This window comes from Streptomyces eurythermus (assembly GCF_014649115.1).
GTDB classification, from domain to species: Bacteria; Actinomycetota; Actinomycetes; order Streptomycetales; family Streptomycetaceae; genus Streptomyces; species Streptomyces eurythermus.
The window spans coordinates 483985-506658 of the sequence record NZ_BMSK01000003.1; the positions used below are offsets into that span (position 1 = coordinate 483985).

21 protein-coding genes are annotated in these 22674 nt (G+C 72.1%); 12 read left to right on the forward strand and 9 right to left on the reverse strand.

Translation table 11 applies throughout. The features are described from left to right. Positions 1 to 181: 181 nt before the first annotated feature. Both IE251_RS07670 and IE251_RS07675 read left to right on the forward strand, forming a co-directional pair. Positions 182 to 859, forward strand: a complete 678-nt coding sequence (locus tag IE251_RS07670; protein ID WP_030615631.1) for a response regulator transcription factor — start codon at positions 182 to 184, stop codon at positions 857 to 859. A 37-nt stretch (positions 860 to 896) separates the two neighbouring features. Beyond that, on the forward strand, positions 897 to 2171 hold the full coding sequence (locus IE251_RS07675; RefSeq protein WP_189752118.1) for a sensor histidine kinase: 1275 nt from the start codon (positions 897 to 899) through the stop codon (positions 2169 to 2171). A 10-nt stretch (positions 2172 to 2181) separates the two neighbouring features. On the opposite strand, the gene IE251_RS07680 is transcribed toward IE251_RS07675, so the two are convergent. Then, entirely contained in the window at positions 2182 to 2685 is a 504-nt protein-coding gene (locus tag IE251_RS07680) for a GtrA family protein (RefSeq protein WP_189752119.1), read from the reverse strand. 192 nt (positions 2686 to 2877) lie between these two features. On the opposite strand from IE251_RS07680, the gene IE251_RS07685 reads away from it, so the two are divergent. The 4 genes from IE251_RS07685 (at position 2878) to IE251_RS07700 (ending at position 7005) form a co-directional block, all read left to right on the forward strand. After that, the gene (locus IE251_RS07685) at positions 2878 to 4017 is read left to right on the forward strand and encodes a 5-(carboxyamino)imidazole ribonucleotide synthase (protein WP_189752120.1); all 1140 of its coding nucleotides are present in this window, start codon (positions 2878 to 2880) and stop codon (positions 4015 to 4017) included. Beyond that, complete coding sequence (gene purE / locus IE251_RS07690; protein WP_189752121.1) at positions 4014 to 4535, forward strand: 5-(carboxyamino)imidazole ribonucleotide mutase; 522 nt, start codon at positions 4014 to 4016, stop codon at positions 4533 to 4535. Before IE251_RS07685 ends, purE begins: the two co-directional genes overlap by 4 nt. A gap of 5 nt (positions 4536 to 4540) precedes the next feature. Continuing rightward, positions 4541 to 5734, forward strand: a complete 1194-nt coding sequence (locus tag IE251_RS07695; protein WP_189752186.1) for a dipeptidase — start codon at positions 4541 to 4543, stop codon at positions 5732 to 5734. A gap of 128 nt (positions 5735 to 5862) precedes the next feature. Then, a complete protein-coding gene (locus tag IE251_RS07700) occupies positions 5863 to 7005 on the forward strand; it encodes a dipeptidase (RefSeq protein WP_189752122.1) in 1143 nt (380 codons plus the stop codon). Positions 7006 to 7009: 4 nt separating this feature from the next. Here IE251_RS07700 and IE251_RS07705 read toward each other — a convergent pair whose 3' ends face one another. Beyond that, entirely contained in the window at positions 7010 to 7402 is a 393-nt protein-coding gene (locus IE251_RS07705; protein ID WP_030788057.1) for a VOC family protein, read from the reverse strand. A gap of 29 nt (positions 7403 to 7431) precedes the next feature. Beyond that, positions 7432 to 7791 carry a VOC family protein gene (locus tag IE251_RS07710; RefSeq protein WP_189752123.1) on the reverse strand — a complete coding sequence of 120 codons (360 nt, stop codon included), beginning with the start codon at positions 7789 to 7791 and terminating at the stop codon, positions 7432 to 7434. Positions 7792 to 7875: 84 nt separating this feature from the next. Between IE251_RS07710 and IE251_RS07715 the strand changes: the two genes are divergently transcribed. Continuing rightward, positions 7876 to 8382 (forward strand): CGNR zinc finger domain-containing protein, encoded by a 507-nt coding sequence (locus IE251_RS07715; RefSeq protein WP_189752124.1) that lies wholly within the window; start codon positions 7876 to 7878, stop codon positions 8380 to 8382. 95 nt (positions 8383 to 8477) lie between these two features. On the opposite strand, the gene IE251_RS07720 is transcribed toward IE251_RS07715, so the two are convergent. Then, complete coding sequence (locus tag IE251_RS07720) at positions 8478 to 9821, reverse strand: UDP-glucose dehydrogenase family protein (protein ID WP_189752125.1); 1344 nt, start codon at positions 9819 to 9821, stop codon at positions 8478 to 8480. A 188-nt stretch (positions 9822 to 10009) separates the two neighbouring features. On the opposite strand from IE251_RS07720, the gene IE251_RS07725 reads away from it, so the two are divergent. The 3 genes from IE251_RS07725 (at position 10010) to IE251_RS07735 (ending at position 12606) form a co-directional block, all read left to right on the forward strand. Further along, a complete protein-coding gene (locus IE251_RS07725; protein WP_268253322.1) occupies positions 10010 to 11167 on the forward strand; it encodes an acyl-CoA dehydrogenase in 1158 nt (385 codons plus the stop codon). Positions 11168 to 11323: 156 nt separating this feature from the next. Next, complete coding sequence (locus IE251_RS07730) at positions 11324 to 12106, forward strand: SAM-dependent methyltransferase (protein ID WP_229896659.1); 783 nt, start codon at positions 11324 to 11326, stop codon at positions 12104 to 12106. 134 nt (positions 12107 to 12240) lie between these two features. After that, positions 12241 to 12606 carry a four-helix bundle copper-binding protein gene (locus IE251_RS07735; RefSeq protein ID WP_189752127.1) on the forward strand — a complete coding sequence of 122 codons (366 nt, stop codon included), beginning with the start codon at positions 12241 to 12243 and terminating at the stop codon, positions 12604 to 12606. Positions 12607 to 12689: 83 nt separating this feature from the next. Here the strand turns inward: IE251_RS07735 and IE251_RS07740 are convergent, their stop codons facing one another. Next, entirely contained in the window at positions 12690 to 14009 is a 1320-nt protein-coding gene (locus IE251_RS07740) for an LCP family protein (protein ID WP_189752128.1), read from the reverse strand. A 92-nt stretch (positions 14010 to 14101) separates the two neighbouring features. Here IE251_RS07740 and IE251_RS07745 point away from each other — a divergent pair, with 92 nt between their 5' ends. Beyond that, on the forward strand, positions 14102 to 14677 hold the full coding sequence (locus IE251_RS07745) for an acyl-CoA thioesterase (protein WP_189752129.1): 576 nt from the start codon (positions 14102 to 14104) through the stop codon (positions 14675 to 14677). A gap of 303 nt (positions 14678 to 14980) precedes the next feature. On the opposite strand, the gene IE251_RS07750 is transcribed toward IE251_RS07745, so the two are convergent. Beyond that, positions 14981 to 16471 (reverse strand): LCP family protein, encoded by a 1491-nt coding sequence (locus IE251_RS07750; protein WP_444545172.1) that lies wholly within the window; start codon positions 16469 to 16471, stop codon positions 14981 to 14983. Between the two features lie 128 nt (positions 16472 to 16599). On the opposite strand from IE251_RS07750, the gene IE251_RS07755 reads away from it, so the two are divergent. Then, entirely contained in the window at positions 16600 to 17622 is a 1023-nt protein-coding gene (locus IE251_RS07755; protein ID WP_189752130.1) for a glycosyltransferase family 2 protein, read from the forward strand. Between the two features lie 45 nt (positions 17623 to 17667). Here the strand turns inward: IE251_RS07755 and IE251_RS07760 are convergent, their stop codons facing one another. The 3 genes from IE251_RS07760 to IE251_RS07770 form a co-directional block, all read right to left on the reverse strand. After that, complete coding sequence (locus IE251_RS07760) at positions 17668 to 19323, reverse strand: LCP family protein (RefSeq protein ID WP_189752131.1); 1656 nt, start codon at positions 19321 to 19323, stop codon at positions 17668 to 17670. Between the two features lie 80 nt (positions 19324 to 19403). After that, positions 19404 to 21164 (reverse strand): LCP family protein, encoded by a 1761-nt coding sequence (locus tag IE251_RS07765; protein WP_189752132.1) that lies wholly within the window; start codon positions 21162 to 21164, stop codon positions 19404 to 19406. A gap of 241 nt (positions 21165 to 21405) precedes the next feature. Further along, a complete protein-coding gene (locus IE251_RS07770) occupies positions 21406 to 22593 on the reverse strand; it encodes an LCP family protein (RefSeq protein WP_229896650.1) in 1188 nt (395 codons plus the stop codon). Between the last annotated feature and the right edge of the window lie 81 nt (positions 22594 to 22674).

Here is a 22674-nt window from a genome sequence, read left to right on the forward strand (position 1 = left end):
CGGATATGGAAGGTCTTGAGACGCGGATCACAGGTGTCGCGGGAACCGCGCAACCGGTTTCGAAGGTCTCCTCTACGATCCCATCCCCAGGTCAATGGTTCGTACCAGCAGCGTACGAAGGTAAGAGGCCGGGAAGGCGATCACGCCCCGGCCCCGTACACGGGCGGACTACCATCACCTCATGACCCGTGTACTGCTCGCCGAGGACGACGCGTCCATCTCGGAGCCGCTGGCCCGCGCCCTGCGCCGGGAAGGTTACGAGGTCGAGGTGCGCGAGGACGGACCCGCCGCGCTCGACGCCGGAATGCAGGGCGGCGTCGACCTGGTCGTGCTGGACCTGGGCCTGCCCGGCATGGACGGCCTGGAGGTCGCCCGCCGGCTGCGGGCCGACGGTCACACCGTGCCGATCCTCATCCTGACCGCGCGCGCCGACGAGGTGGACACCGTCGTCGGCCTCGACGCGGGCGCCGACGACTACGTCACCAAGCCCTTCCGGCTCGCCGAACTGCTCGCCCGGGTGCGGGCGCTGCTGCGGCGCGGGTCCGCCGAGCCGCAGCAGCCGCCGGCCACGCACGGGGTGCGCATCGACGTCGAGTCGCACCGCGCGTGGATGGGCGACGAGGAGCTCCAGCTCACCGCCAAGGAATTCGACCTGCTGCGGGTGCTGGTGCGGGACGCCGGGCGCGTGGTCACCCGGGACCAGCTGATGCGCGAGGTCTGGGACACCACCTGGTGGTCGTCGACCAAGACCCTCGACATGCACATCTCCTGGCTGCGCAAGAAGCTCGGCGACGACGCGGCGAACCCCCGGTACATCGCGACGGTGCGCGGCGTGGGCTTCCGCTTCGAGAAGAGCTGAGCCGGTCCGGGCCGGCGATCACCCCAGGTAACGGACCATGCGTCGACGTCTCATCCAGTCCACCCTCGCCGTCGTGCTGGTGGTGATCGCCGTCTTCGGCGTCTCGCTCGTCGCCGTCGAGACCCGGACCATCAGCAACAGCGCCCAGGAGCGGGTCGAGTCGGAGGCGGTGCGGCTGGCCAGCATCGTGGACAGCCGGCTGCTGGCCGCGGAGAACGTCAACGCGGACGTACTGCGCAATCCGGTCAGCAAGGACCAGTACGCGATCATCCGCATGCCCGGCCAGGCGCCCATAGAGATCGGCGAGAAGCCCGAGGGCGACACCATCCACTCCACCCAGCGGGGCGAGGAGGGCGAGACGGTCACCGTCGAGGAGCCCCGCTCCGCGGTGACCCGCGAGGTCGGCCGGACGCTGCTGATCATCGGGCTGGTCGCGCTGCTGGCGGTGGTCGCGGCCGTGCTGCTCGCCCTGAGGCAGGCGGGCCGGCTCGCCTCCCCGCTGACCGACCTCGCCGAGACCGCCGAACGCCTCGGCTCCGGCGACCCGCGCCCGCGGCACAAGCGCTACGGCGTGCCCGAGCTGGACCGGGTCGCCGATGTGCTGGACTCCTCCGCCGAGCGGATCGCGCGCATGCTGACCGCCGAGCGGCGCCTCGCGGCCGACGCCTCGCACCAGCTGCGCACCCCGCTCACCGCCCTGTCCATGCGGCTGGAGGAGATCACCCTCACCGAGGACCTGGAGACGGTGAAGGAGGAGGCCACCATCGCGCTGACGCAGGTGGAGCGGCTGACCGATGTGGTGGAGCGGCTGCTGACCAACTCGCGCGACCCGCGCACCGGCTCCGCGGTCTCCTTCGACCTGGACGAGGTCATCCAGCAGCAGCTCGCCGAGTGGCGGCCCGCCTACCGCAGTGCCGGCCGGGCCATCGTCAGCTCCGGCAAGCAGCACCTGACGGCGGTGGGCACGCCGGGCGCGGTCGCCCAGGTGCTGGCCGCGCTGATCGAGAACTCGCTGATGCACGGCGGCGGCACGGTGGCCCTGCGCACCCGGGTCACCGGCAACCAGGCCGTGATCGAGGTGACCGACGAGGGGCCGGGGGTGCCGGCCGACCTCGGGGCGCGGATCTTCGAGCGGACGATCAGCGGGCGGAACTCCACGGGCATCGGCCTGGCCGTCGCGCGGGATCTCGCGGAGGCCGACGGCGGCCGCCTGGAGCTGCTCCAGGCGCAGCCCCCGGTCTTCGGCCTGTTCCTCTCCCGCACGCCCCCGGCGCCCAAGAGGGACGGGGAGCAGCGGGCGACGGTCCGCTGAGAAGGCCTGGTTACGGAACCCGCTGCCGGGGCGCGGGCCGCCGCGGTTCCTGCTTCAGAATCGATTCCGCACCCGCCACGGCCTGCCCGGCCGGCAGCGCCCGGAACACCCAGGTGCGGTAGGACCAGAACCGGAACAGCGTCGCCACACCGATGCCGACGAACTTGAAGACGTTGCTCTGCAGCGGGGTGTCCCACCCGAAGCTGTACGTCGCCAGGTACAGCACGCCGTTCTCGATCACCAGGCCGGCCGCGCTGAACAGCATGAACAGCACCAGTTCCCGGGTGCGCCCGCCCTTGTCGCGGTCGCGGTAGGTCCAGTACCGGAAGCCGACGTAGTTGAAGACGATGGCCACGACGGTCGCGATGATGCTCGCCCGTACCACCGGCAGGTCCGACATGTTCCGGACCAGGTTGAACACACCGAGGTTCACGAGGACCCCGGCCCCGCCGACGGCGCCGAATTTCACCATCTCGCGTACGAGCCGTTGCAGCCTCGCGGAACGAGGTTCCATGGCTGGGCAGCTCCCGTCGGTAGGGTTCGACAACCCCGCCATGCTAGCCGCGCGGACCCCGGCGTGCCATGGACCGGCCCACAGCCGGGAAACCGGCCGGAAAACAGACCGGAAAGAGGCGGGAAAGCGTCGGGTAAGAGTTCCGCGAGGGAGGCGATCCGGCCACCCCCGCGTGGCCGATACGCTAGGGGGGTGACGTTCCCGGTAGTCGGCATGGTCGGCGGGGGGCAGCTCGCGCGTATGACGCACGAGGCGGGCATCCCGTTGGGCATCAGGTTCAAGCTCCTCAGTGACACCCCTCAGGATTCCGCGGCGCAGGTCGTGAGCGATGTCGTCATCGGCGACTACCGCGACCTGGACACGCTGCGCGAGTTCGCGCGCGGATGCGACGTGATCACCTTCGATCACGAACACGTCCCCACCGAGCACCTACGGGCCCTGGAGGCGGACGGCATTCCCGTGCGCCCGGGGCCCGACGCGCTGGTGCACGCCCAGGACAAGGGCGTGATGCGGGCGAAACTCGACGCGATCGGCATCCCGTGCCCCCGGCACCGGATCGTGGCCGACCCTGAGGACGTGGTGCGGTTCGCGGCCGAGGGCGATGGTTTCCCCGTCGTCCTGAAGACGGTCCGCGGCGGCTACGACGGCAAGGGGGTGTGGGTCGTGGAGAACGCCGAGGAGGCGGCCGAGCCGTTCCGCGCCGGCGTCCCCGTCCTCGCCGAGGAGAAGGTCGACTACGTCCGCGAACTGGCCGCCAACGTCGTCCGCTCCCCGCACGGCCAGGCCGTCGCCTACCCGGTGGTGGAGTCCCGTCAGGTGAACGGCGTCTGCGACACCGTGATCGCGCCCGCCCCGGACCTGCCCGAGGACCTCGCCCTGCACGCCGAGCGGCTGGCCCTGACCATCGCCAAGGAACTCGGCGTCGTCGGACACCTCGCCGTCGAGCTGTTCCAGACCCGCGACGGCCGCGTCCTGGTCAACGAGCTGGCGATGCGCCCGCACAACTCCGGCCACTGGTCCATGGACGGCGCGATCACCTCGCAGTTCGCCAACCACGTCCGCGCGGTCCTGGACCTGCCGCTGGGCGACCCGCGCCCGCGCGCCAAGTGGACGGTCATGGTCAACGTCCTGGGCGGCGACTTCCCGGACATGTACTCCGCCTACTTGCACTGCATGGCCCGGGACCCCAAGCTCAAGATCCACATGTACGGCAAGGACGTGAAGCCCGGCCGCAAGGTCGGACACGTCAACACCTACGGCGACGACCTGGACGACGTGCTGGAGCGCGCCCGTCACGCAGCCGGCTACCTGAGAGGCACGATCACCGAATGAGCCCAGTTGTAGGCATCGTTATGGGGTCGGACTCGGACTGGCCCGTCATGGAGGGCGCCGCCAAGGCCCTGGACGAGTTCGAGATCGCCTACGAGGTCGACGTCGTCTCCGCGCACCGCATGCCCCGCGAGATGATCACCTACGGCGAGCAGGCCGCCGACCGCGGGCTGAAGGTGATCATCGCGGGCGCGGGCGGCGCCGCCCACCTGCCCGGCATGCTCGCCTCCGTCACCCCGCTGCCGGTCATCGGCGTGCCCGTGCCGCTGAAGTACCTGGACGGCATGGACTCGCTGCTGTCCATCGTGCAGATGCCGGCCGGCGTCCCGGTCGCCACGGTCTCCGTCGCCGGCGCCCGCAACGCCGGTCTGCTCGCGGCCCGGATGCTCGCCGCGCACGACGAGGACCTGCTGCACCGGATGCGCGACTTCCAGCAGGACCTGAACGACCAGGCCACCGAGAAGGGCAAGCGGCTGCGCGCCAAGGTCGAGGGCGCGAGCGGCTTCGGCTTCGGGAAGTGACCGCCATGGGCGCGCTGGAGGAGGCCCGGGAACTGCTGCGCGAGTTCCCGGTCGTGGACGGCCACAACGACCTGCCGTGGGCGCTGCGCGAGCAGGTCCGCTACGACCTCGACGCCCTGGACATCGCCGGGGACCGCCGCGACCGGCTGCACACCGACCTGCCGCGGCTGCGCGCGGGCGGGGTCGGCGCGCAGTACTGGTCGGTGTACGTGCCGGCCGAGCAGCCGGACCCGGTCGCGGCCACCCTGGAGCAGATCGACTGCGTCCGCCGGATGCTCGAGCGCTACCCGGCGGACCTGGCGCCCGCGCGGACCGCCGCCGACCTGGAGACGGCCCGCGCCGAGGGCCGTATCGCCTCCCTCATGGGTGCCGAGGGCGGCCACTCCATCGCCAACTCCCTGGGCACCCTGCGCGCCCTGCACGCGCTCGGTGTGCGCTACATGACGCTCACCCACAACTCCAACGTGGACTGGGCGGACTCCGCGACCGACGAGCCCCGGGCCGGCGGCCTGACCGCCTTCGGCCGCGAGGTGGTCGGGGAGATGAACCGGCTCGGCATGCTGGTCGACCTCTCGCACGTGGCCGCCACCACCATGCGGGACGCGCTGGACGCCTCCGCCGCGCCGGTGATCTTCTCGCACTCCTCCGCCCGCGCGGTCTGCGACCACCCGCGCAACATCCCCGACGACGTCCTGGAGCGGCTGCCCGCCAACGGCGGCGTGGCGATGGTGACGTTCGTGCCCAAGTTCGTGCTCCAGGCCGCCGTCGACTGGACGGCCGCCGCCGACGAGAACCTGCGCGCCCACGGACTGCACCACCTGGACACCAGCCCCGAGGCGATGCGGCTGCACCGCGCCTTCGAGGAGCGCCACCCGCGCCCGGTCGCCACGGTGTCCGTGGTGGCCGACCACCTGGACCACATGCGCGAGGTGGCCGGCATCGACCACCTGGGCATCGGCGGTGACTACGACGGCACCGCGTTCACCCCGGACGGCCTGGACGACGTCTCCGGCTACCCGAACCTCGTCGCCGAGCTGCTGGACCGCGGCTGGTCCCGCACCGACCTGGCCAAGCTCACCTGGCGGAACGCGGTACGGGTGCTGGGCGCGGCGGAGGACGTGGCCCGCGGTCTCCAGGCCACCCGCGGCCCCTCCCTCGCCACGATCGGGGAACTGGACGGCACACCCGGCGAGAGCTGACCGGATTACCCCCGAACGCCCCGCTCACCAGGAGGTCCGGCCCGCTCCGTGCGACCGTGTCGGTACGCCGGCCACAGCCCGTCGCAGCTCACGACCGGCGTTGCCGCCGACGACGTACGGAGCCCGCCATGGCCGACCTCCAGGACGACATCCCCCGCACGACCGAGGTCGGCGAGGACGACGGCCTGCCGGACGACCCCTTCCGCCTCCCGCCGGGGGACCTGCCCGCCGGGGAGGTGCCGGCAGAGGACGTGTCGGCCGGGGACCTGCTGGAGCGGGCCCGTGCCCTGCTGGCCGGGCACCCGGTCGCCGACGGCTACAGCGGCCTGCCCTGGGCCCTGCGCCACCTGCCCGGCTACGACCTCCAGCTGGGCGAGGCCGCCGTCGACACGGACCTGCCCCGGATGCGCGCCGGGCACGTCGGCGCGCTGTTCTGGTCGCTGCACCTGCCCGAGGGACCGGCCGGCGAGCGCCCGGTCGCGGCGACCCTGGAACAGCTGGACCTGGTGCGCTCGGTCGTCGAGACCCATCCGGAGGGGCTGCGCCTGGTGCGCACCGCCGGGCAGGTCATCGACGCCCGCAACCGGGGCCGGATCGCCGTGCTGCTCGGCCCCGCGCACGGCGCCGCGCTGGACGGCTCCCTCGCCGTCCTGCGCGTCCTGCACGCCCTCGGCCTGCGCGTCCTCACCCTCGCCGGCACCGCCTGGGCCGGCGAGTCCGGGCTCACCCGGTTCGGGGAGGAGGTGGTGCGCGAGATGAACCGGCTCGGGGTGCTCGCCGACGTCACCGGCGCCGGCCCGGCCACCGTCCAGCGCGCCCTCGCCCTGTCCAAGACACCCGTCCTGTGCACCCGCTCGGCCGCCCGCGCTCTGCGCCCGCACCCCGCCAACCTGTCCGACGACCTGCTGGCCGCCCTGGGCGGGGCCAAGGGCCTGTGCATGGTGCCGCTGACCGCCGAGCAGACCGGCCCGGCCGTCCCGGACGTCGCCGACCACCTCGACCACGTCCGGGACGTGGCCGGCCCCGAGTGCGTCGGCCTGTCCGGCACCTACGACTCCGGGGCGGTCCACCCGCGCGAACTCGCGGACGCCTCCCGCTATCCGCACCTGATCGCCGAGCTGCTCCGGCGCGGCTGGTCCGAGACCGAACTGTCCCTGCTGACCTGGGGAAACGTCCAGCGGGTGCTGCGCAGCGCGGACTTCACGGCCCGCGCCGCCCAGCACCGCCGGGAGGCACCGACGCTGCGGATCAGCGACCTGGACGCCCCTTGAGCGCCTACGACCGCTCGATCCGGGACAGGCAGAAGGGATGCCCGGCCGGGTCCGCGTACACCTGGAAGTCCTTCTTCTCGCGGTCCTCCAGGTCCAGCGGACGGGCGCCGAGCGCGAGCACCCGCTCGTGGGCGGCGTCGACGTCCGCCCAGGTCGGGCCCGCGTCGAAGTCGATGTGCAGCTGCTGGCCGTTGCGGTCGGCGCGCGGCCACTCGGGCGGGGTGTAGCCCTCGGCCCGCTGGAAGGCCAGCCGGGGCCCGTCCGGCACCTGGAGGACGACCCAGTCGTCGTCCTCGGGCTCCGGGGTGCCCCCGGCCACCGCCGCGTAGAAGGCGGCCAGGCCGTGCGGGTCGGGACAGTCGAGCACGACGTTGCGGAAACGGGCCACGGGTGCCATGCGTCCTCCGGTTTCTTGTGCGAGGTGTCTCAGCCGGCGCAGAGACAGAACGGGTGCCCCGCCGGGTCGGCGTAGACACGGAAGCTGCGGGACCGGTCGGCGGTGTCCAGCGGCCGGGCGCCGAGCCGAAGCGCCTCCTTCTCGGCCGCGTCCAGGTCCGGCACGGTCAGGTCCAGGTGGAACTGCTGGGAGTGGTCCGCCGCGGGCCACCGGGGCGGCACGAACCCGGGCGCCCGCTGGAAGGCGAGCGTCGCGCCGCCGGGTACCCGCAGGTTCACCCACTCGTCGTCCCCCTCCACCGTGCCGCCCAGCACATCGGCGTAGAACCCGGCCAGGGCGCGGGGGTCGGGACAGTCCAGGACCACGGATTCGAGCTTGGCGAGAGCCATGACTACCTCCTCGGTGTTACCTGTAGAGACGGGTAACCGGTAACGGTTACTGCATGCTCCCGCAGAAGGGGTAACGTCGCAAGCATGAGCGAGAGATCCGCCGCTCCGGGCGGCCTGGCGCTGGTCGAGACGCTGGTGAACACGCTCGACATCGAGGCGGGCGCCGACGCCCTGGACACGCCGGAGGTCCGCGTCCGGCTGGGGATCACCGAGGACGGCGTCGCCGAGGCCCGCGAACTGCGCGAGTCGCTGCGGGCCACGCTGCTCGCCCACGCCGGCCACCCGCCGCACCGCGCCGTGACCCCGCTCGGCACCCTGCTCGCCCGGGCCCCGCTGTACGTCGCCGTGGACGACCACGACGGCTCCGCCCGGCTGGCCCCCGCCGCTCAGGGCCCGCTGCTCTCCCGGGTCGCCGCCGCCGTCGCCGAGGCGCTCGTCGCCGGTACCTGGAGCAGGCTCAAGGCGTGCGAGTCCGAGACCTGCCACTGGGCGTACTACGACCGCAGCCCCGCCGGGCGCGGACGCTGGTGCTCGATGCGGGTCTGCGGCGCCCGCGCCAAGATGCGCCGCTACCGCGCGAAGGGCCCCTGACCCCCGGCCCCGATGGTGCACAATGCGCACAGCCCCCGGTTCGGCCGACTGAGCCTCGGCCGAACCGGGGGCGCCCTGGGCCTCCGGCCCGTGTGTTACGCCGTCGGCCGGCCCATCGCCCGGTACGTCCACCCCGCCCGGCGCCACAGCTCCGGGTCGAGGGCGTTGCGGCCGTCGAGCAGCACCCGGGCCGCCGCCGCCTCGCCCAGCGCCGCCGGGTCCAGCTCGCGGAACTCGCGCCACTCGGTCAGGTGCAGGACGACATGGGCGCCCCGGACGGCCTCCTCCGCGGTGTCGGCGTAGCCCAGGGTCGGGAAGACCTTGCGGGCGTTGGCCATGCCCTTCGGGTCGTACACCGTCACCTGGCCGCCCTGGAGGTGGATCTGTCCGGCCACGTTCAGCGCCGGCGAGTCGCGCACGTCGTCCGAGTCCGGCTTGAAGGTGGCGCCGAGCACCGCGACCCGCTTGCCGAGGAAGGAGCCGCCGCCGAGCGCCTCCCGGGCCATCTCCACCATCTGGCCGCGCCGGCGCATGTTGATGGAGTCGATCTCGCGCAGGAAGGTCAGCGCCTGGTCGGCGCCCAGCTCGCCCGCGCGGGCCATGAACGCCCGGATGTCCTTGGGCAGACAGCCGCCGCCGAAGCCGACTCCGGCGCGCAGGAACTTGTGGCCGATCCGGTCGTCGTGGCCGATGGCCTCCGCCAGCTTCGCCACGTCGCCGCCGGCCGCCTCGCACACCTCCGCCATCGCGTTGATGAAGGAGATCTTGGTGGCGAGGAAGGAGTTCGCGGCCGTCTTCACCAGCTCGGCGGTCGGGAAGTCGGTGACGACGAACGGCGTGCCCTCGGCCACCGGCGTCGCGTACACCTCGCGCAGCAGCTTCTCGGCGCGCTCGCCTCGGACGCCGACCACGATCCGGTCCGGGTGCAGGGTGTCCTGGACGGCGAAGCCCTCGCGCAGGAACTCCGGGTTCCAGGCCAGCTCGGCGTCCGCGCCCGCCGGGGCGTGCTCGGCCAGGTAGGCCGCCAGCCGCTCGGCGGAGCCCACCGGCACCGTCGACTTGCCCACGACCAGGGCCGGGCCGCGCAGATGCGGGGCGAGGGAGGCGATCGCGGAGTCCACGTACGACATGTCGCAGGCGTACTCGCCGTGCTTCTGCGGGGTGTTCACGCACACGAAGTGCACATCGCCGAAGGCGCCGGCCTCGGCCCAGTCCGTGGTGAACCGCAGCCGCCCGGTCGAGCCCTCGATCCCGGCGACGTGCCTCCGCAGCAGCTCCTGGAGCCCCGGCTCGTACATCGGGGTCTCGCCGCGTTCCAGCAGGGCGATCTTCTCCGGTACGACGTCCAGGCCCAGCACCTCGAAGCCCAGCTCGGCCATGGCCGCGGCGTGCGTGGCGCCGAGGTAGCCGGTGCCGATCACGGTGATCTTCAGGCTCATGGGTGCTCCAGCTCGGGTCCGTCGGTCGTGCGCGGTCATGCGGGCCCGAGCATATCCGGGCCGCCGACCGGGCATTTTTCCCGCTGTCGCGTAGGTCACGTAGGCGGGTGAGGGCCGGACCTCTAAAATTTGAGTTACTTAACGGTAATTAGCGTCAGTATCACTGCGTCTTTGGAGCGTGAGAGACCGTGGCCGGATCGGCTGACTTCGACCTGTACCGCCCGTCCGAGGAGCACGACATGCTCCGGGACGCCGTCCGTTCCCTGGTCGAGGCGAAGATCGCGCCGTACGCCGCGGCGGTGGACGAGGAGGCCCGCTTCCCGCAGGAGGCCCTCGACGCCCTGGTGGCCAACGACCTGCACGCCGTGCACGTCCCCGAGGAGTACGGCGGCTCCGGCGCCGACGCGCTCGCCACGGTCATCGTGATCGAGGAGGTCGCCCGCGCCTGTGTCTCCTCCTCGCTCATCCCGGCGGTGAACAAGCTGGGCTCGCTCCCGGTGATCCTCTCCGGCTCCGAGGAGCTGAAGAAGAAGTACCTGGGCCCGCTGGCCAAGGGCGACGCGATGTTCTCGTACTGCCTCTCCGAGCCGGAGGCGGGCTCGGACGCGGCCGGCATGAAGACCAAGGCCGTCCGCGACGGCGACCACTGGGTGCTCAACGGCGTCAAGCGCTGGATCACCAACGCGGGCGTCTCCGAGTACTACACGGTGATGGCCGTGACGGACCCCTCGAAGCGCTCCAAGGGCATCTCCGCCTTCGTCGTGGAGAAGTTCGACGAGGGCGTCTCCTTCGGCGCCCCGGAGAAGAAGCTCGGCATCAAGGGCTCCCCGACCCGCGAGGTCTACTTCGACAACGTCCGCATCCCCGCCGACCGCATGATCGGCGAGGAGGGCACCGGCTTCATGACGGCCATGAAGACCCTGGACCACACCCGCATCACCATCGCCGCCCAGGCCCTCGGTGTCGCCCAGGGCGCCTTCGACTACGCCAAGGGCTACGTCCAGGAGCGCAAGCAGTTCGGCAAGCCGATCGCCGACTTCCAGGGCATCCAGTTCATGCTCGCCGACATGTCGATGAAGATCTCGGCGGCCCGCGCCCTCACCTACCAGGCCGCCGCCGCCTCCGAGCGCGGCGACGCCGACCTCACCTACCTGGGCGCCGCCGCCAAGTGCTTCGCCTCCGACGTCGCCATGGAGGTCACCACCGACGCCGTCCAGCTCCTCGGCGGCTACGGCTACACCCGCGACTACCCGGTGGAGCGCATGATGCGCGACGCCAAGATCACCCAGATCTACGAGGGCACCAACCAGGTCCAGCGCATCGTCATGGCGCGCAACCTGCCGTAACCGTCCGGGGTTTTCCCGGATTTCCGGAAGGCGCCCCTCCAGGCGCCTTCCTTCTTTATGTTGGGCGCGTTCCGACCGTGATCACTTCGAAGGAGACCCGCGCCCATGGCCCTGACCGACCACACCGCGGCAACGGGTGACGAAGGCGTCGCGCGCATGGCCCGGCTGCGCACCGACGTCTCCCACTCGGCGCGCATCTGGAACTACTGGCTCGGCGGCAAGGACCACTACCGGGTGGACGAGGAAGTCGGCGACCAGATCCTCGGCTTCGTCCCCGCGCTGCCCCGCTCGGCCGTCGCCGACCGGGCGTTCCTGGCCCGCGCGGTCCGGCACCTGGCCGGCACCGAGGGCATCCGGCAGTTCCTGGACATCGGCACCGGCCTGCCCACCGCCGACAACACCCACGAGGTCGCGCAGCGCGTCGACCCGTCCTGCCGGATCGTCTACGTCGACAACGACCCGCTGGTCCTCACCCACGCCCACGCGCTGCTGACCAGCACCCCCGAGGGCGCCACGGACTACATCGAGGCCGATGTGCGCGACCCGGAGGCCATCCTGCGGGGCGCCGCCCGGACCCTGGACCTGGACCGCCCGGTCGCCCTCACCCTGCTCGGCATCCTCAACTTCGTCATGGACACCGACGAGGCCGTATCCATCCTGCACCGGCTCCTGGACGCCGTGCCCTCCGGCAGCTTCCTGGTCGTCTCCCACCCCACCACCGAGGTCGACGGCGAGGCGATGACCCAGGCGGTGGAGTACTGGAACGGCCAGGGCTCCGCGCCCATGACCCTGCGCAGCCGCGCCGACCTGGCCCGTTTCCTCGACCGGGTCGAGCTGCTGGAGCCCGGCCTGGTCTCCTGCTCCCGCTGGCGGCCCGCGGCCGGGGAGCCGGAGCCGGCGGAGGTCACCCACTTCGGAGCGGTGGGCCGCAAGCCGTAGAACGGCGGGCGAGGAGCGGGGCGCGAGCCGTGGCCCGGGGTGCGGCCCGGGCCCGACGTGCGGGGCGGCGGGAGGGGACGTAGGACGGAAGAACACGGGGTCCGCCCCGGGCCCCCGCCTTCCCAGGAGGAGCCATGACCCAGTCGCCGGCGATGCCCGCCCTCACGCGGCAGATGCAGGACTGCATCGCCGCCTGCATGGACTGCCACAGCATCTGCGAGGAGACCATGAGCTCCTGCATGCAGAAGGGCGGCCAGCAGCAGATGCAGATCATGCGCGCGCTGATGGACTGCTCCGAGACCACCCGGATGTGCGCCGACATGATGATGCGCCGCTCGCCCATGCACACCGACATGTGCGCGCTGTGTGCCAAGGCGTGCGACCTGTGCGCCGAGGCGTGCGGCACCATGCCGGACGACCAGCAGCTGACGCGCTGTGCCGAGGCGTGTCGCCGCTGTGCCGAGAGCTGCCGGGCGATGGCGGGCGCCGGCCGCGTGTAGCCCCCGCCGTAGCTCCCGCGACGGCACGGCCGGGGGCACCCGGTCCGGTGCCCCCGGCCCCCGCTCCCCGGTGCCTAGTTCCCCTAGTTCCCGGAGACGGTGACCTTCTCGTCGTTGTTCAGCTCGTCCACCAGCGTCTTCACCTTGGCCTTGTCCCAGACCAGGTTGCCGCCCGCGGAACCGGAGATCGGCATGTTCATCGAGGTGCCGTCACCGCCGCTGACGCCCTTCATCGCCCAGAACATCGACGCCAGGTCCCACAGCGACATGTCCTCGTCGACGATCAGGGAGTCCAGGCCCGCGCCCATGGTCGGGTAGAACTTGAACGGGTTCAGGATCGTCGACGGCGTCGCCACCTGGTGGGCCAGGGCGGCGAGGAACTTCTGCTGGTTCTTGGTCCGCTGGAGGTCGGAGGCGGCGAACGCGTGCCGGGTGCGCACGAACGCGAGGGCCTCCTGGCCGTTCAGCGTCTGCTTGCCGGCCTCGAAGTCGGCGCCCGACCACTTGTCCTTGAAGCCCTTGTCGATGTCGATCTCGACACCGCCCACCGCGTCCACGATGCTCGCGAAGCCCTGGAAGCCGATCTCCACGTAGTGGTCGATGCGCAGCCCGGTGTTGGCCTCGATCGTGCGGACCAGCAGCGTCGGCCCGTCCTCGGCGTAGGTGGCGTTCAGCTTGGTGTGCCGGCCCTGCGCCGGGAACACCTTCCCGGACGTCGACCCCTGGTACGACGGCACCACCACGTCCGAGTCGCGCGGCAGCGAGATCAGCGTGTCGCCGTTGTCGCCGACGTGCAGGATCATCATCGAGTCGGTGCGCTTGCCCTCGGCGCCGCCGGTGTGCAGCTTCTTCTCGTCCTCCTTGGACATGCCCTCACGGCTGTCCGAACCGACGATCAGGTAGTTCGTGCCGTCGCCGCCCTCCGGCCGGTCGATGACCTTGGACAGGTCCACCTCGCGGCGCAGCTTGGAGTCGGCCCAGAAGTAGGTCGCGACCGACGTGACGACGAACACAGCCGCCACCGTGATCGCCGTCCACTTGATCCGCCGCCGCCAGTTCGGCGCCGGACGCGGGCCCCGGGCGGACGCGCCCCCCGGAGCGCCCGGACCGCGGCCGCCGGGGGAGCCGTAGACCTGGCCGGTGTTGTAGCCGCTGTCGTAGCCGCCGGCCCCCGGTTCATGGCCCCGGCCGTCCACGTACGCCGGCTGCTGCGGCACCCCGGCAGCGCTCGGCGGAGCCGCCGGGCCGGAGCCGTCGTGCCCCGAGCGCGGCCCGGGCGGTACCGCCGGGCCGCGCCGCACCTGACGCATCACGCGGGCGCTCTCCGGCCGCGCGCCGGCGCTGCCGCGTCCGTAGCGCGGGCCGCGGTTGTCGTCGGACCATCCCTCGGGCCAGTCATTCATGCGAACCAGTGTGCCGGGCGCCGTGGTGTGCCGGACAAGGGCTGTCGGAAAATCAGGGCCCCGCTGTTGCGAAGCCGACACAAATTCCGCGAATGCGCCGTCGGCATAAGGTGGAGGGCATGACAGACCAGGCCACGGAAGTGGAACCGGAACTCCCGGGCAAGCCCACCTCCGCCTCCCGCACCACCCTCAGCCACATCATGACCCACAACGACACCAACCTGCTGGGGACGGTGCACGGCGGGGTGATCATGAAGCTGGTCGACGACGCGGCGGGCGCCGTGGCCGGCCGGCACTCCGGCGGTCCCGCCGTCACCGCGTCCATGGACGAGATGGCGTTCCTGGAGCCGGTGCGCGTCGGTGACCTGGTCCATGTGAAGGCACAGGTGAACTGGACCGGCCGGACCTCGATGGAGGTCGGTGTCCGGGTCCTCGCCGAGCGCTGGAACGAGTCCGCCCCGCCCACCCAGGTCGGCTCCGCCTACCTGGTCTTCGCCGCGGTGGACGCCGACGGCAAGCCGCGCCGGGTGCCGCCGGTCATACCCGAGACCGACCGCGACCGCCGCCGCTACCAGGAGGCGCAGATCCGCCGCACCCACCGCCTGGCCCGCCGCCGCGCCATCCGCGAGCTGCGCGAACAGCGTGCGGCGGAGGGCTTCGAGGACTGAGCGCCCCGGAGAGCGCTCAGCACACCGCCCCGCTCCCGGCGGCCCGGGCAGGCCACTGCCCGGCCGCCTCCCGGCACGCGTGGCTCACTGCCTCGCGGCCTCTGGCACGCGCGGCTTACTGCCTCGCGGCCTCTGGCACGCGCGGCTTACTGCCTCGCGGCTCCTGGCACGCGCGGCTTACTGCCTCGCGGCTCCTGGCACGCGCGGCTCACTGCCTCGCCGCCCCCGGCACGGGCCGCCACTGCCTCGCCCCCTCGGCGCGCGCGGCTCGCCACCCCGCCGCCCCGCCGCCCCGCGCACCGCTCAGCACACCACCTCGTTGCCGCGCAGCACGCTCTGTTCCGGGCGGCCCGGGTCGTCGAACCGCACCCGGCGGACGTCCTTGAAGTCGGCGCCGGCCGTCACCTTCAGCAGCGGCCCCTGTCCCGGCACCGCCCGCAGCTCGCTGCCCGGCAGGGCCGCGGCCAGGGAGCGGGCGGAGCGGTCCCAGCGGGGGTCGTAGAACACCAGCGTGTGCGGCACGTGGGCGGGGGCCGTCACCGGCCGGCGGGTGGTGGCGAAACCGGTCGCCGCGAGCGCCGCGTCGACCCGCTTGCCCAGCCCCACCGTGCCCGTGCCGTTCGCCACCTGCACCCGGATCGTCTCCGGGGCCACCTCCACCGGCACCGGCGCGGGCACCCGGGAGCGGTGCGCGCGGTCCTCGGCCAGCGGCTTGTCGTCACGCACCGCCGCGAACAGCTTCTCCGCCTTCGCCGGGTCCCACTTCAGCGTCGAGCCGATGCCCTTGACCTGGTAGTTCAGCTGCCCGATGGGCACGGTGGTGAACTCCGAGGAGGACGGCGAGAAGTTCCGCATCGCCCGGCCGAGGGCGAGCAGCTCGTCGGTGCCGAAGCCCGTGTCCGCGCGGACCGAGCCGAGCACCGCCCGGGTCACGTCCCGGAACCGCATCGGGTTCAGCAGCACCCCGGAGGAGGTCGTCCTGTCGAGCAGCGCGGCCAGGAACCGCTGCTGCCGTTTCATCCGGCCCAGGTCGCTGGCCCCGTCGACGTACCGGGCGCGCACGTACTGCAGTGCCTGCCCGCCCCGCAGGGTGTGCCGCCCGGCGGCGAGGTCGAGCCCGGTGTACCGGTCCTTCAGCGGGGTCGGCGTGCACACCTCGACCCCGCCGAGCACGTCCACGGTCCGCATGAAGCTGGTGAAGTCGACCTCCAGATAGTGGTCGATCTTCACATGGGTCATGTTCTCCACCGTGCGGATGGTCAGCTGCGGGCCGCCCTCGGCGTAGGCAGCGTTCAGCCTGACCGGGTGCGGGCCGTGCCGCCGCCCCGAGTTCTGGTCGGTGTGCGCCGGCATCTCGGCGTAGGAGTCGCGCGGCAGGCTCACCACCGTGGCCCGCTCCAGGTCGTCGGCGATGTGCACGATCATCATGGTGTCGGTGCAGTGGCAGGGCTGGCCGCCCAGCCGGAAGGCGCGCCGGTCCCGTTCGCTGACCCTGTCCCGGGCGTCGGTGCCGACCAGCAGCACGTTCATGCCGTGCCCGCCCCGGGGCCGGTTCTTCATGTCCTTGAAGGCGTCGATCCGGGCGATGCCCGCGTCCAGGCTGCTGACCACCGCGTGCCCGATCCCGGCGGAGGCGAGCACCACGACCGACAGGGTGGTGACCGCCCGCATGGCCCAGCGGGGCCGCCGCGGCGGCGGGACCGGCCGCATGGCCCGCTCGGGCGGGCGCGGCACACGGAGGGGCGGCTGCGGGCGGCGCTGCGGACGCGCCGGGGACCGGGGCGGGCTGGGCAAGGGGGACACCTCCGGACGAGGCCGTACGCGGGATCCGGGAGCACAGTAGGCCGATACGATCTCCAGCCCGCGCCGCGGCCCCGGTGGCGCGCATCCGTGTCCCCCGTTCGCGGTAACGTGAGGCTCCTATGAACGCCAAGCCCGACGTGCGGCTCCCCGCAGTGTCCGTGATCATGCCCGTCCTCAACGAGGAGCGGCATCTGCGCGGAGCCGTCGAAGCGATCCTCGCGCAGGAGTACGCCGGCGAGATGGAGGTCGTGATCGCCCTCGGTCCGTCCACGGACCGCACGGACGAGATCGCCGCCGAGCTGGTCCGCGCGGACCCCCGCGTGCACACCGTGCCCAACCCGACCGGCCGTACCCCGGCCGCGCTGAACGCGGCGATCAAGGCGTCCCGGCATCCGATCGTGGTCCGCGTCGACGGCCACGGCATGCTCTCGCCGAACTACATCGCCACCGCCGTGCGGCTGCTGGAGGAGACCGGCGCGCAGAACGTCGGCGGCATCATGCACGCCGAGGGCGAGAACGCCTGGGAGCACGCGGTGGCCGCCGCGATGACGTCGAAGATCGGCGTCGGCAACGCGGCCTTCCACACCGGCGGCCAGGCCGGCCCCGCCGAGACCGTCTACCTCGGCGTGTTCCGGCGCGAGGCGCTGGAGCGGCAGGGCGGTTACAACGAGGAGTTCATCCGCGCCCAGGACTGGGAGCTGAACTTCCGGATCCGTGAGGCGGGCGGGCTGATCTGGTTCTCGCCCGAGCTGCGGGTGTCGTACCGGCCGCGGCCGTCGGTGCGCGCGCTGGCCAGGCAGTACAAGGACTACGGCCGCTGGCGGCACGTCGTCGCCCGCTACCACGCCGGGTCCATCAACCTGCGCTACCTCGCCCCGCCGGTGGCGGTGTGCGCCATCGCGGCGGGCCTCGTCGTCGGCGTCGCGCTGACCCCCTGGGGCCTGGTGGTCCCCGGCGGTTACCTGGCCGCGATCGTCGCGGGCTCGGTCCCGGCCGGCAAGGGGCTGCCGCTGTCGGCCCGGCTGCGCATCCCCGTCGCCCTGGCCACCATGCACATGTCCTGGGGCTGGGGCTTCCTGACCAGCCCGAAGTCGCTGGCGCGGAAGGTCATCGCCTCCCGCCGGCCCGCGGTCCACGCCTGAACCCGCGCCGGGGCCCCTTCCACCGGGGCCCCGGAACCCGGTCCGCTACCAGCGGTAGGGGGCGTACACGTCCATGCACTTGGAGGTGTCCGAGCCGTTCACGGCGTCGGAGTTCTCCGGCAGGTCGCCGGCCTCGGGCTCGGACGCCTTCGGGTAGGACGGGCCGGAGCGCCAGTCCGCGCCGACGACGACCGTGACCCCCGAGACGTCGGTCGACTTCTGCACCTGGGTCATCGGGATGCCCAGCGCCTCGGCCACCGCCTGGGCGTCGCCCTCCAGGTCCGCGCTCGGGTAGCGCACCAGCGTCTTGTCCTCGGCCAGGCTTGCCGAGGCGTCGGCCTGCGCCCGGGTGTAGCCCTTGCCGACGAGCACCTGGGCGATCGCCGACGCCCGCTGCCCCACCGCGGCCTCGTCGGAGGTCCGGGTGGCGTTGCGCACCAGCACCCCGAGCGCGGCCGTGTCCAGGGACGGCTTCTTCTCCGGCTTGTTCGCGGCGGTGTCCTTCTTGCCGCCCTTCCCGTCCGGCTTCCCGCCGTTCTTGTCGAACGGCACGTCGTCCCGGAGCATCCGCCACATCTTGTCGGCGTTCTCCTTGTCGGGGATGACGTGGTTCCCGTTGCGCGGGTCCTTCAGGTTGGGCATGGTCACGGAGGTGATGCGGTCCGTGGGCACCGACTTCATCTGCATGCCGAGGTCGTAGAGCTTCTTGACCGAGGTGATCTCCTCGGACACGTGCAGCGACTTGACGGCCGCGTCCGCCAGGTCCATCAGCCGGCCGGTGTCGGTGAACACGTTCTGCTGCTTGAGCGTGCGGATCATCGAGTTCAGGTACATGTGCTGGGCGCGGGCCCGCATCAGGTCGTCGCCCCAGGCGTGCCGGGTGCGCAGCCACTGCAGCGCCTGCTCGCCCTTCACCTTGTGCGTGCCCTTGGTCAGCTTCAGCCCGGACCCGCCGGACACGGTGGCCGTCGGGTGGTCCGACACGTTCTGGTTCACGCAGACGTCGACACCGCCGATCGCGTCGGCCATCCGCACCACGCCCGCGAAGTCGATCGTCATCCAGTGGTCGATATAGACCCCGGTGAGGTTCTCCCAGGTCAGCAGCGTGCAGCCGGCCCCGCCACGGGCCAGGGTGACGTTGATGATGTCGTTCGTCGGCGGATATTCCTTGCCGGTGTCGGGGTCCGTGCACGCGGGGATGTCCACCCGGGTGTCCCGCGGGATGCTGATCATCGCGGCGCTCTTGCGGTCCGCCGAGAGGTGGATGAGCATCTGCACGTCCGCCAGCGGCGGGTCGCCGGCGTGGTCCCGGCTGCCGCCGAGCTTCACGTTCTCCGCGGAATTACGGCTGTCCGAGCCGATCAGCAGGATGTTCAGCGGGGTCTGGCCGGCCGCGTTCGGCGCGGTCCGGTGCGCCTTGGAGTCGTCGCCGTTGGCGCGCCGCCCCTTCTGGAGATTGCCGTTGAGGTGCTGGTAGTACAGATATCCGGCGCCCGCGGTGCCGAGTATCACCACCGCCAGCACCGTCGCCGACCAGCGCAGCACCCGCCTTCTTCGCCGCCGCCGGTCGGTCCCCGCACCGCCCGGCCGCCGCCTGCTCCCACCCCGGCCCGGACCCGCCGGTGCCCCCGCGGCCGCAGGCGTGCGCGCCACCGCGTCCTCGACCGCCGGAGCCTTTCCGCGCACCTCGCTCTGCGCCACTCCCTGCCCTCCCCGCCCTCGCGCCAAGCAGCGGGCCCGTCCCGCGTCCGGTTAGACGCACGACGGGCCCCATGGGTTACCTACGAAGCGCACTTCACCTTGTCCGCCGTGGACTTGTCGACCTTCGGTGCCTTCGTCGGGGGTGTCAGGGAGACCCCCGCTCCCTTGAAGTCCGCGCCCAGGGTCAGCGTCATCGCCGGCAGTCCCTGCGCGTTGTCCACGCTCTCGCCCGGTTTCAGCGCGGCCCCGGACAGGCCCATGATCGCGGCCAGCCGGCGGGCCTGGGCCGCCTGGTCGGGCGCGTACTCCAGCGTGGTCTTCGCCAGCTTCTCGGGGGCGTTGCCGCCGTTCTCGGACTTGGTCACGCCCTGGTCGTTCTGCAGCCAGCCCAGTACCGCCTGCGCGCTGCCGGCCTGTGCCCCGCCGTTGAGGACGCGCACCCGCACCTCGGAGGCGGGCGCCTGGGTGCCCTTCAGCCGGGCGGCCTGGGCGTCCTTCGCCGCCTTCTCCTTCTTCTTCACGTCGGTGAAGGAGATGTCGTTCTGGATGGCCTGGAACACCTGCGGGGCCAGCTCCTGATTCACGATCACCGTCTTGTGCACGGGGCCGTCGGCCGGGTTGTCCTTGACCGGCAGCGTGGTGAAGGTCAGGTTCTTCGGGTCGAGCTTGCCCAGCTCCAGCCCCAGGTCCTTGAGCCTGTTGATGTCGTCCAGCTTGTCGTCCACGGTCAGCGCCTTGGTGCCGGCCTCCGCCAGCTTCACCATCTTGGTCGGGCTGGTCAGCGTGGAGTTGCCCTTCAGCTTGCGCATCAGCGCGCCGAGGAACTGCTGCTGGAGCTGGATCCGGCTCAGGTCGCCGCCGAGGCCCACGGAGTGCCGGGTGCGCACGAACGCCAGCGCCTGCTCACCGGAGATCTTGTGGTTGCCCTTGGACAGCTTCAGGTGCGAGTCCGGGTCGTCGATGTCCTTGGCCAGGCAGACCTCGACACCGTCGACCGCCTCGGTCAGCGTCTTGACCGCGTTGAAGTCGGCCACCATGAAGTCGTCCGGCTTGATCCCGGTCAGCTCGGTCACCGTGCGCATGGTGCAGCTCGGCGTGCGGTCGTCCTGCCCGAGGCTGGTGTTGAAGCGCACGCCCGTCGAGCCCGGGATGACCTTCTGGGTGCCGTCCTCCTGCTCGGTCGGGCAGTCCGGGATGTCGACGATCAGGTCACGCGGGATGCTCAGCGCGGTGGCGTTGGAGCGGTCCTTGGACACGTGCAGCAGGATCGTGGTGTCCGCGTGGCCGACACTGCCCGCGTCGCCGTAGCCCTCGTTGCCCGCGCCGGTGCGCTTGTCGGTGCCGATCAGCAGGATGTTGATCGCCTCGTCCTTGCGGAAGCCACCCGTACTGGCGCCGTCGTCGGACACGGACGTGATGTTGTCGTTCAGGTGCTTGATGTAGAGGTAGCCGGCGGCCGACACGGCGACCAGCACGAACGCCATGGACCCGCCGGTCCACAGCAGCACCTTCTTCGCCCGGGACGGCTTCTTCGCCGGCCGCCGCGAGGCGCGCCGCCCCTGCGGCGCCTCCGGCTCCGCGGCCCGGCGCCGGGCCGAGCGCGGCGGCGGCACGTCGGAGCCGCGCGCCCGGGACGGCGGCCGGCTCTCGCCGCCCTGCCGCCGGGCACGGCCGCCCGCCGCACCGCCGTCGTCCTTCCCGGACGGTCTGCGCGGTCCGGGAACCGGCGGCTGCGCTGCGGAAGGGCTCAGTCGCAGTTCGTATTCGCCGGTGTTCGGATTGAGCACCCACTGGTCTGCGGGGTCGATGTTGTCCGCCCGCCCACGGCCTTGCGCGTCCACGGTTGTCCGAATCCTCCGTCGGGGCCACGCGGCGCCTTCCCCCTCCAAGGCGCTCGGGTCTCGGTGAAAACAGTGCACGGCCCCGACAAAGCCCGTCGGACCTCGCGGCCAGGTGCACCGGATCGCTCACACTATCCGCCCAGTTCAGCGTCGGACGACGCCGATGACAAATTCGACGTGCCTACAACCGGGCAATCCCCCTCATTTTCAAAACGGAGGTTCGCCGTTTCGGGTAGGCGGCCTACGCACAGGTGTGTTCGGCGGCGGTGTACCCGCGAAACGTCGGGGCGGGCGAGGGGCCGTCCGGGCCGCCCGCTCCTGTGACATCCCGGGGAACTTCCTGTGAATTCTCCCGTGACACCGCCACCGGCCGATCGGCCCGCAGCCGCCCGAACAGTTTCTCGGCCTCCGGCTCCACGAGCTGATCACGATTGGCGTCGTAGACATACGACCGTCTCGGCACGGTCAGGAACCGGACCTGTTCCGTGGGGATGTCGCGCAGTCCGCGCGCCAGCTGGTACAGGCCGCGCAGGCTCGCCAGCTCCGGGTCGGTGGTCAGCGCGGAGGTCGCCGCGTCCAGCAGCGGATACAGCTTCACCGGATTGAGCAGGATGTCGTCGCCGCGCACCTTGTCGACCAGCGCGCCGAGGAACCGCTGCTGGCGCTCCATCCGCTCGGTGTCGCTGCCGTTGCCGAGCGACTTGCGGGCACGCACGTACCCGAGCGCCTGCTCCCCGTTCAGCGTGACCCGCCCGGCGGGCAGCCGCAGCTTCGCCGCCTTGTCGTCCACCGGCTCCTCGAGGCACACCTCGACGCCGTCGACGGCGTCCACGATTCTCTTGAACCCGGCGAAGTCCAGCACCATGTGGTGGTCGACGCGGATGCCGGTGAGCTTCTCCACGGTCCGGATCGTGCACGCCGAACCGCCCACCTCGAAGGCGTGGTTGAACATCGCGAACACCGGGTCGCTGCGCGTGCCGTCCTCCTTCCGGCAGGAGGGGATGTCGACCATCAGGTCGCGGGGCAGCGACACGGCGGTGGCGCTGGTCCGGTCGGCGGCCAGGTGCAGCAGGATCGTGGTGTCCGACCGCTGGCCGTCGATGCCCTTGCCGTACTCGCGGTTGGCCTCCCCGGCCCGGGTGTCGGACCCGATGAGCAGGATGTTCTGCGCGTCCCGGACCAGCGCGGTGGGCCGCTCCCGTTCGTAGCGCGCCAGTTCGGCGGCGGCGGCCTCGTCGGAGGTGATGTTGGCGCTGAGCCGGGCGTAACCGGCCCAGCCGGCGCCGGCGGCGGCGAGGAGGAGGACGGCCGCCCCCAGCGCCGAGTTCCGCAGCCGGCGCCGCCGCCGGCGTCGTATCAGCCCGTCCCCGGTGGCCGAGGACCCCGGACCGCGACCGGTACCGAGGGGCCTGCCTGCGGTGTCGGTCACGATGGGCCATCCCCTCATGGCGTACGAGCGTCACGTGCTGCCCTTACGACGATGGCGGGGGAGCGGCCCGGGCAGCGCCCT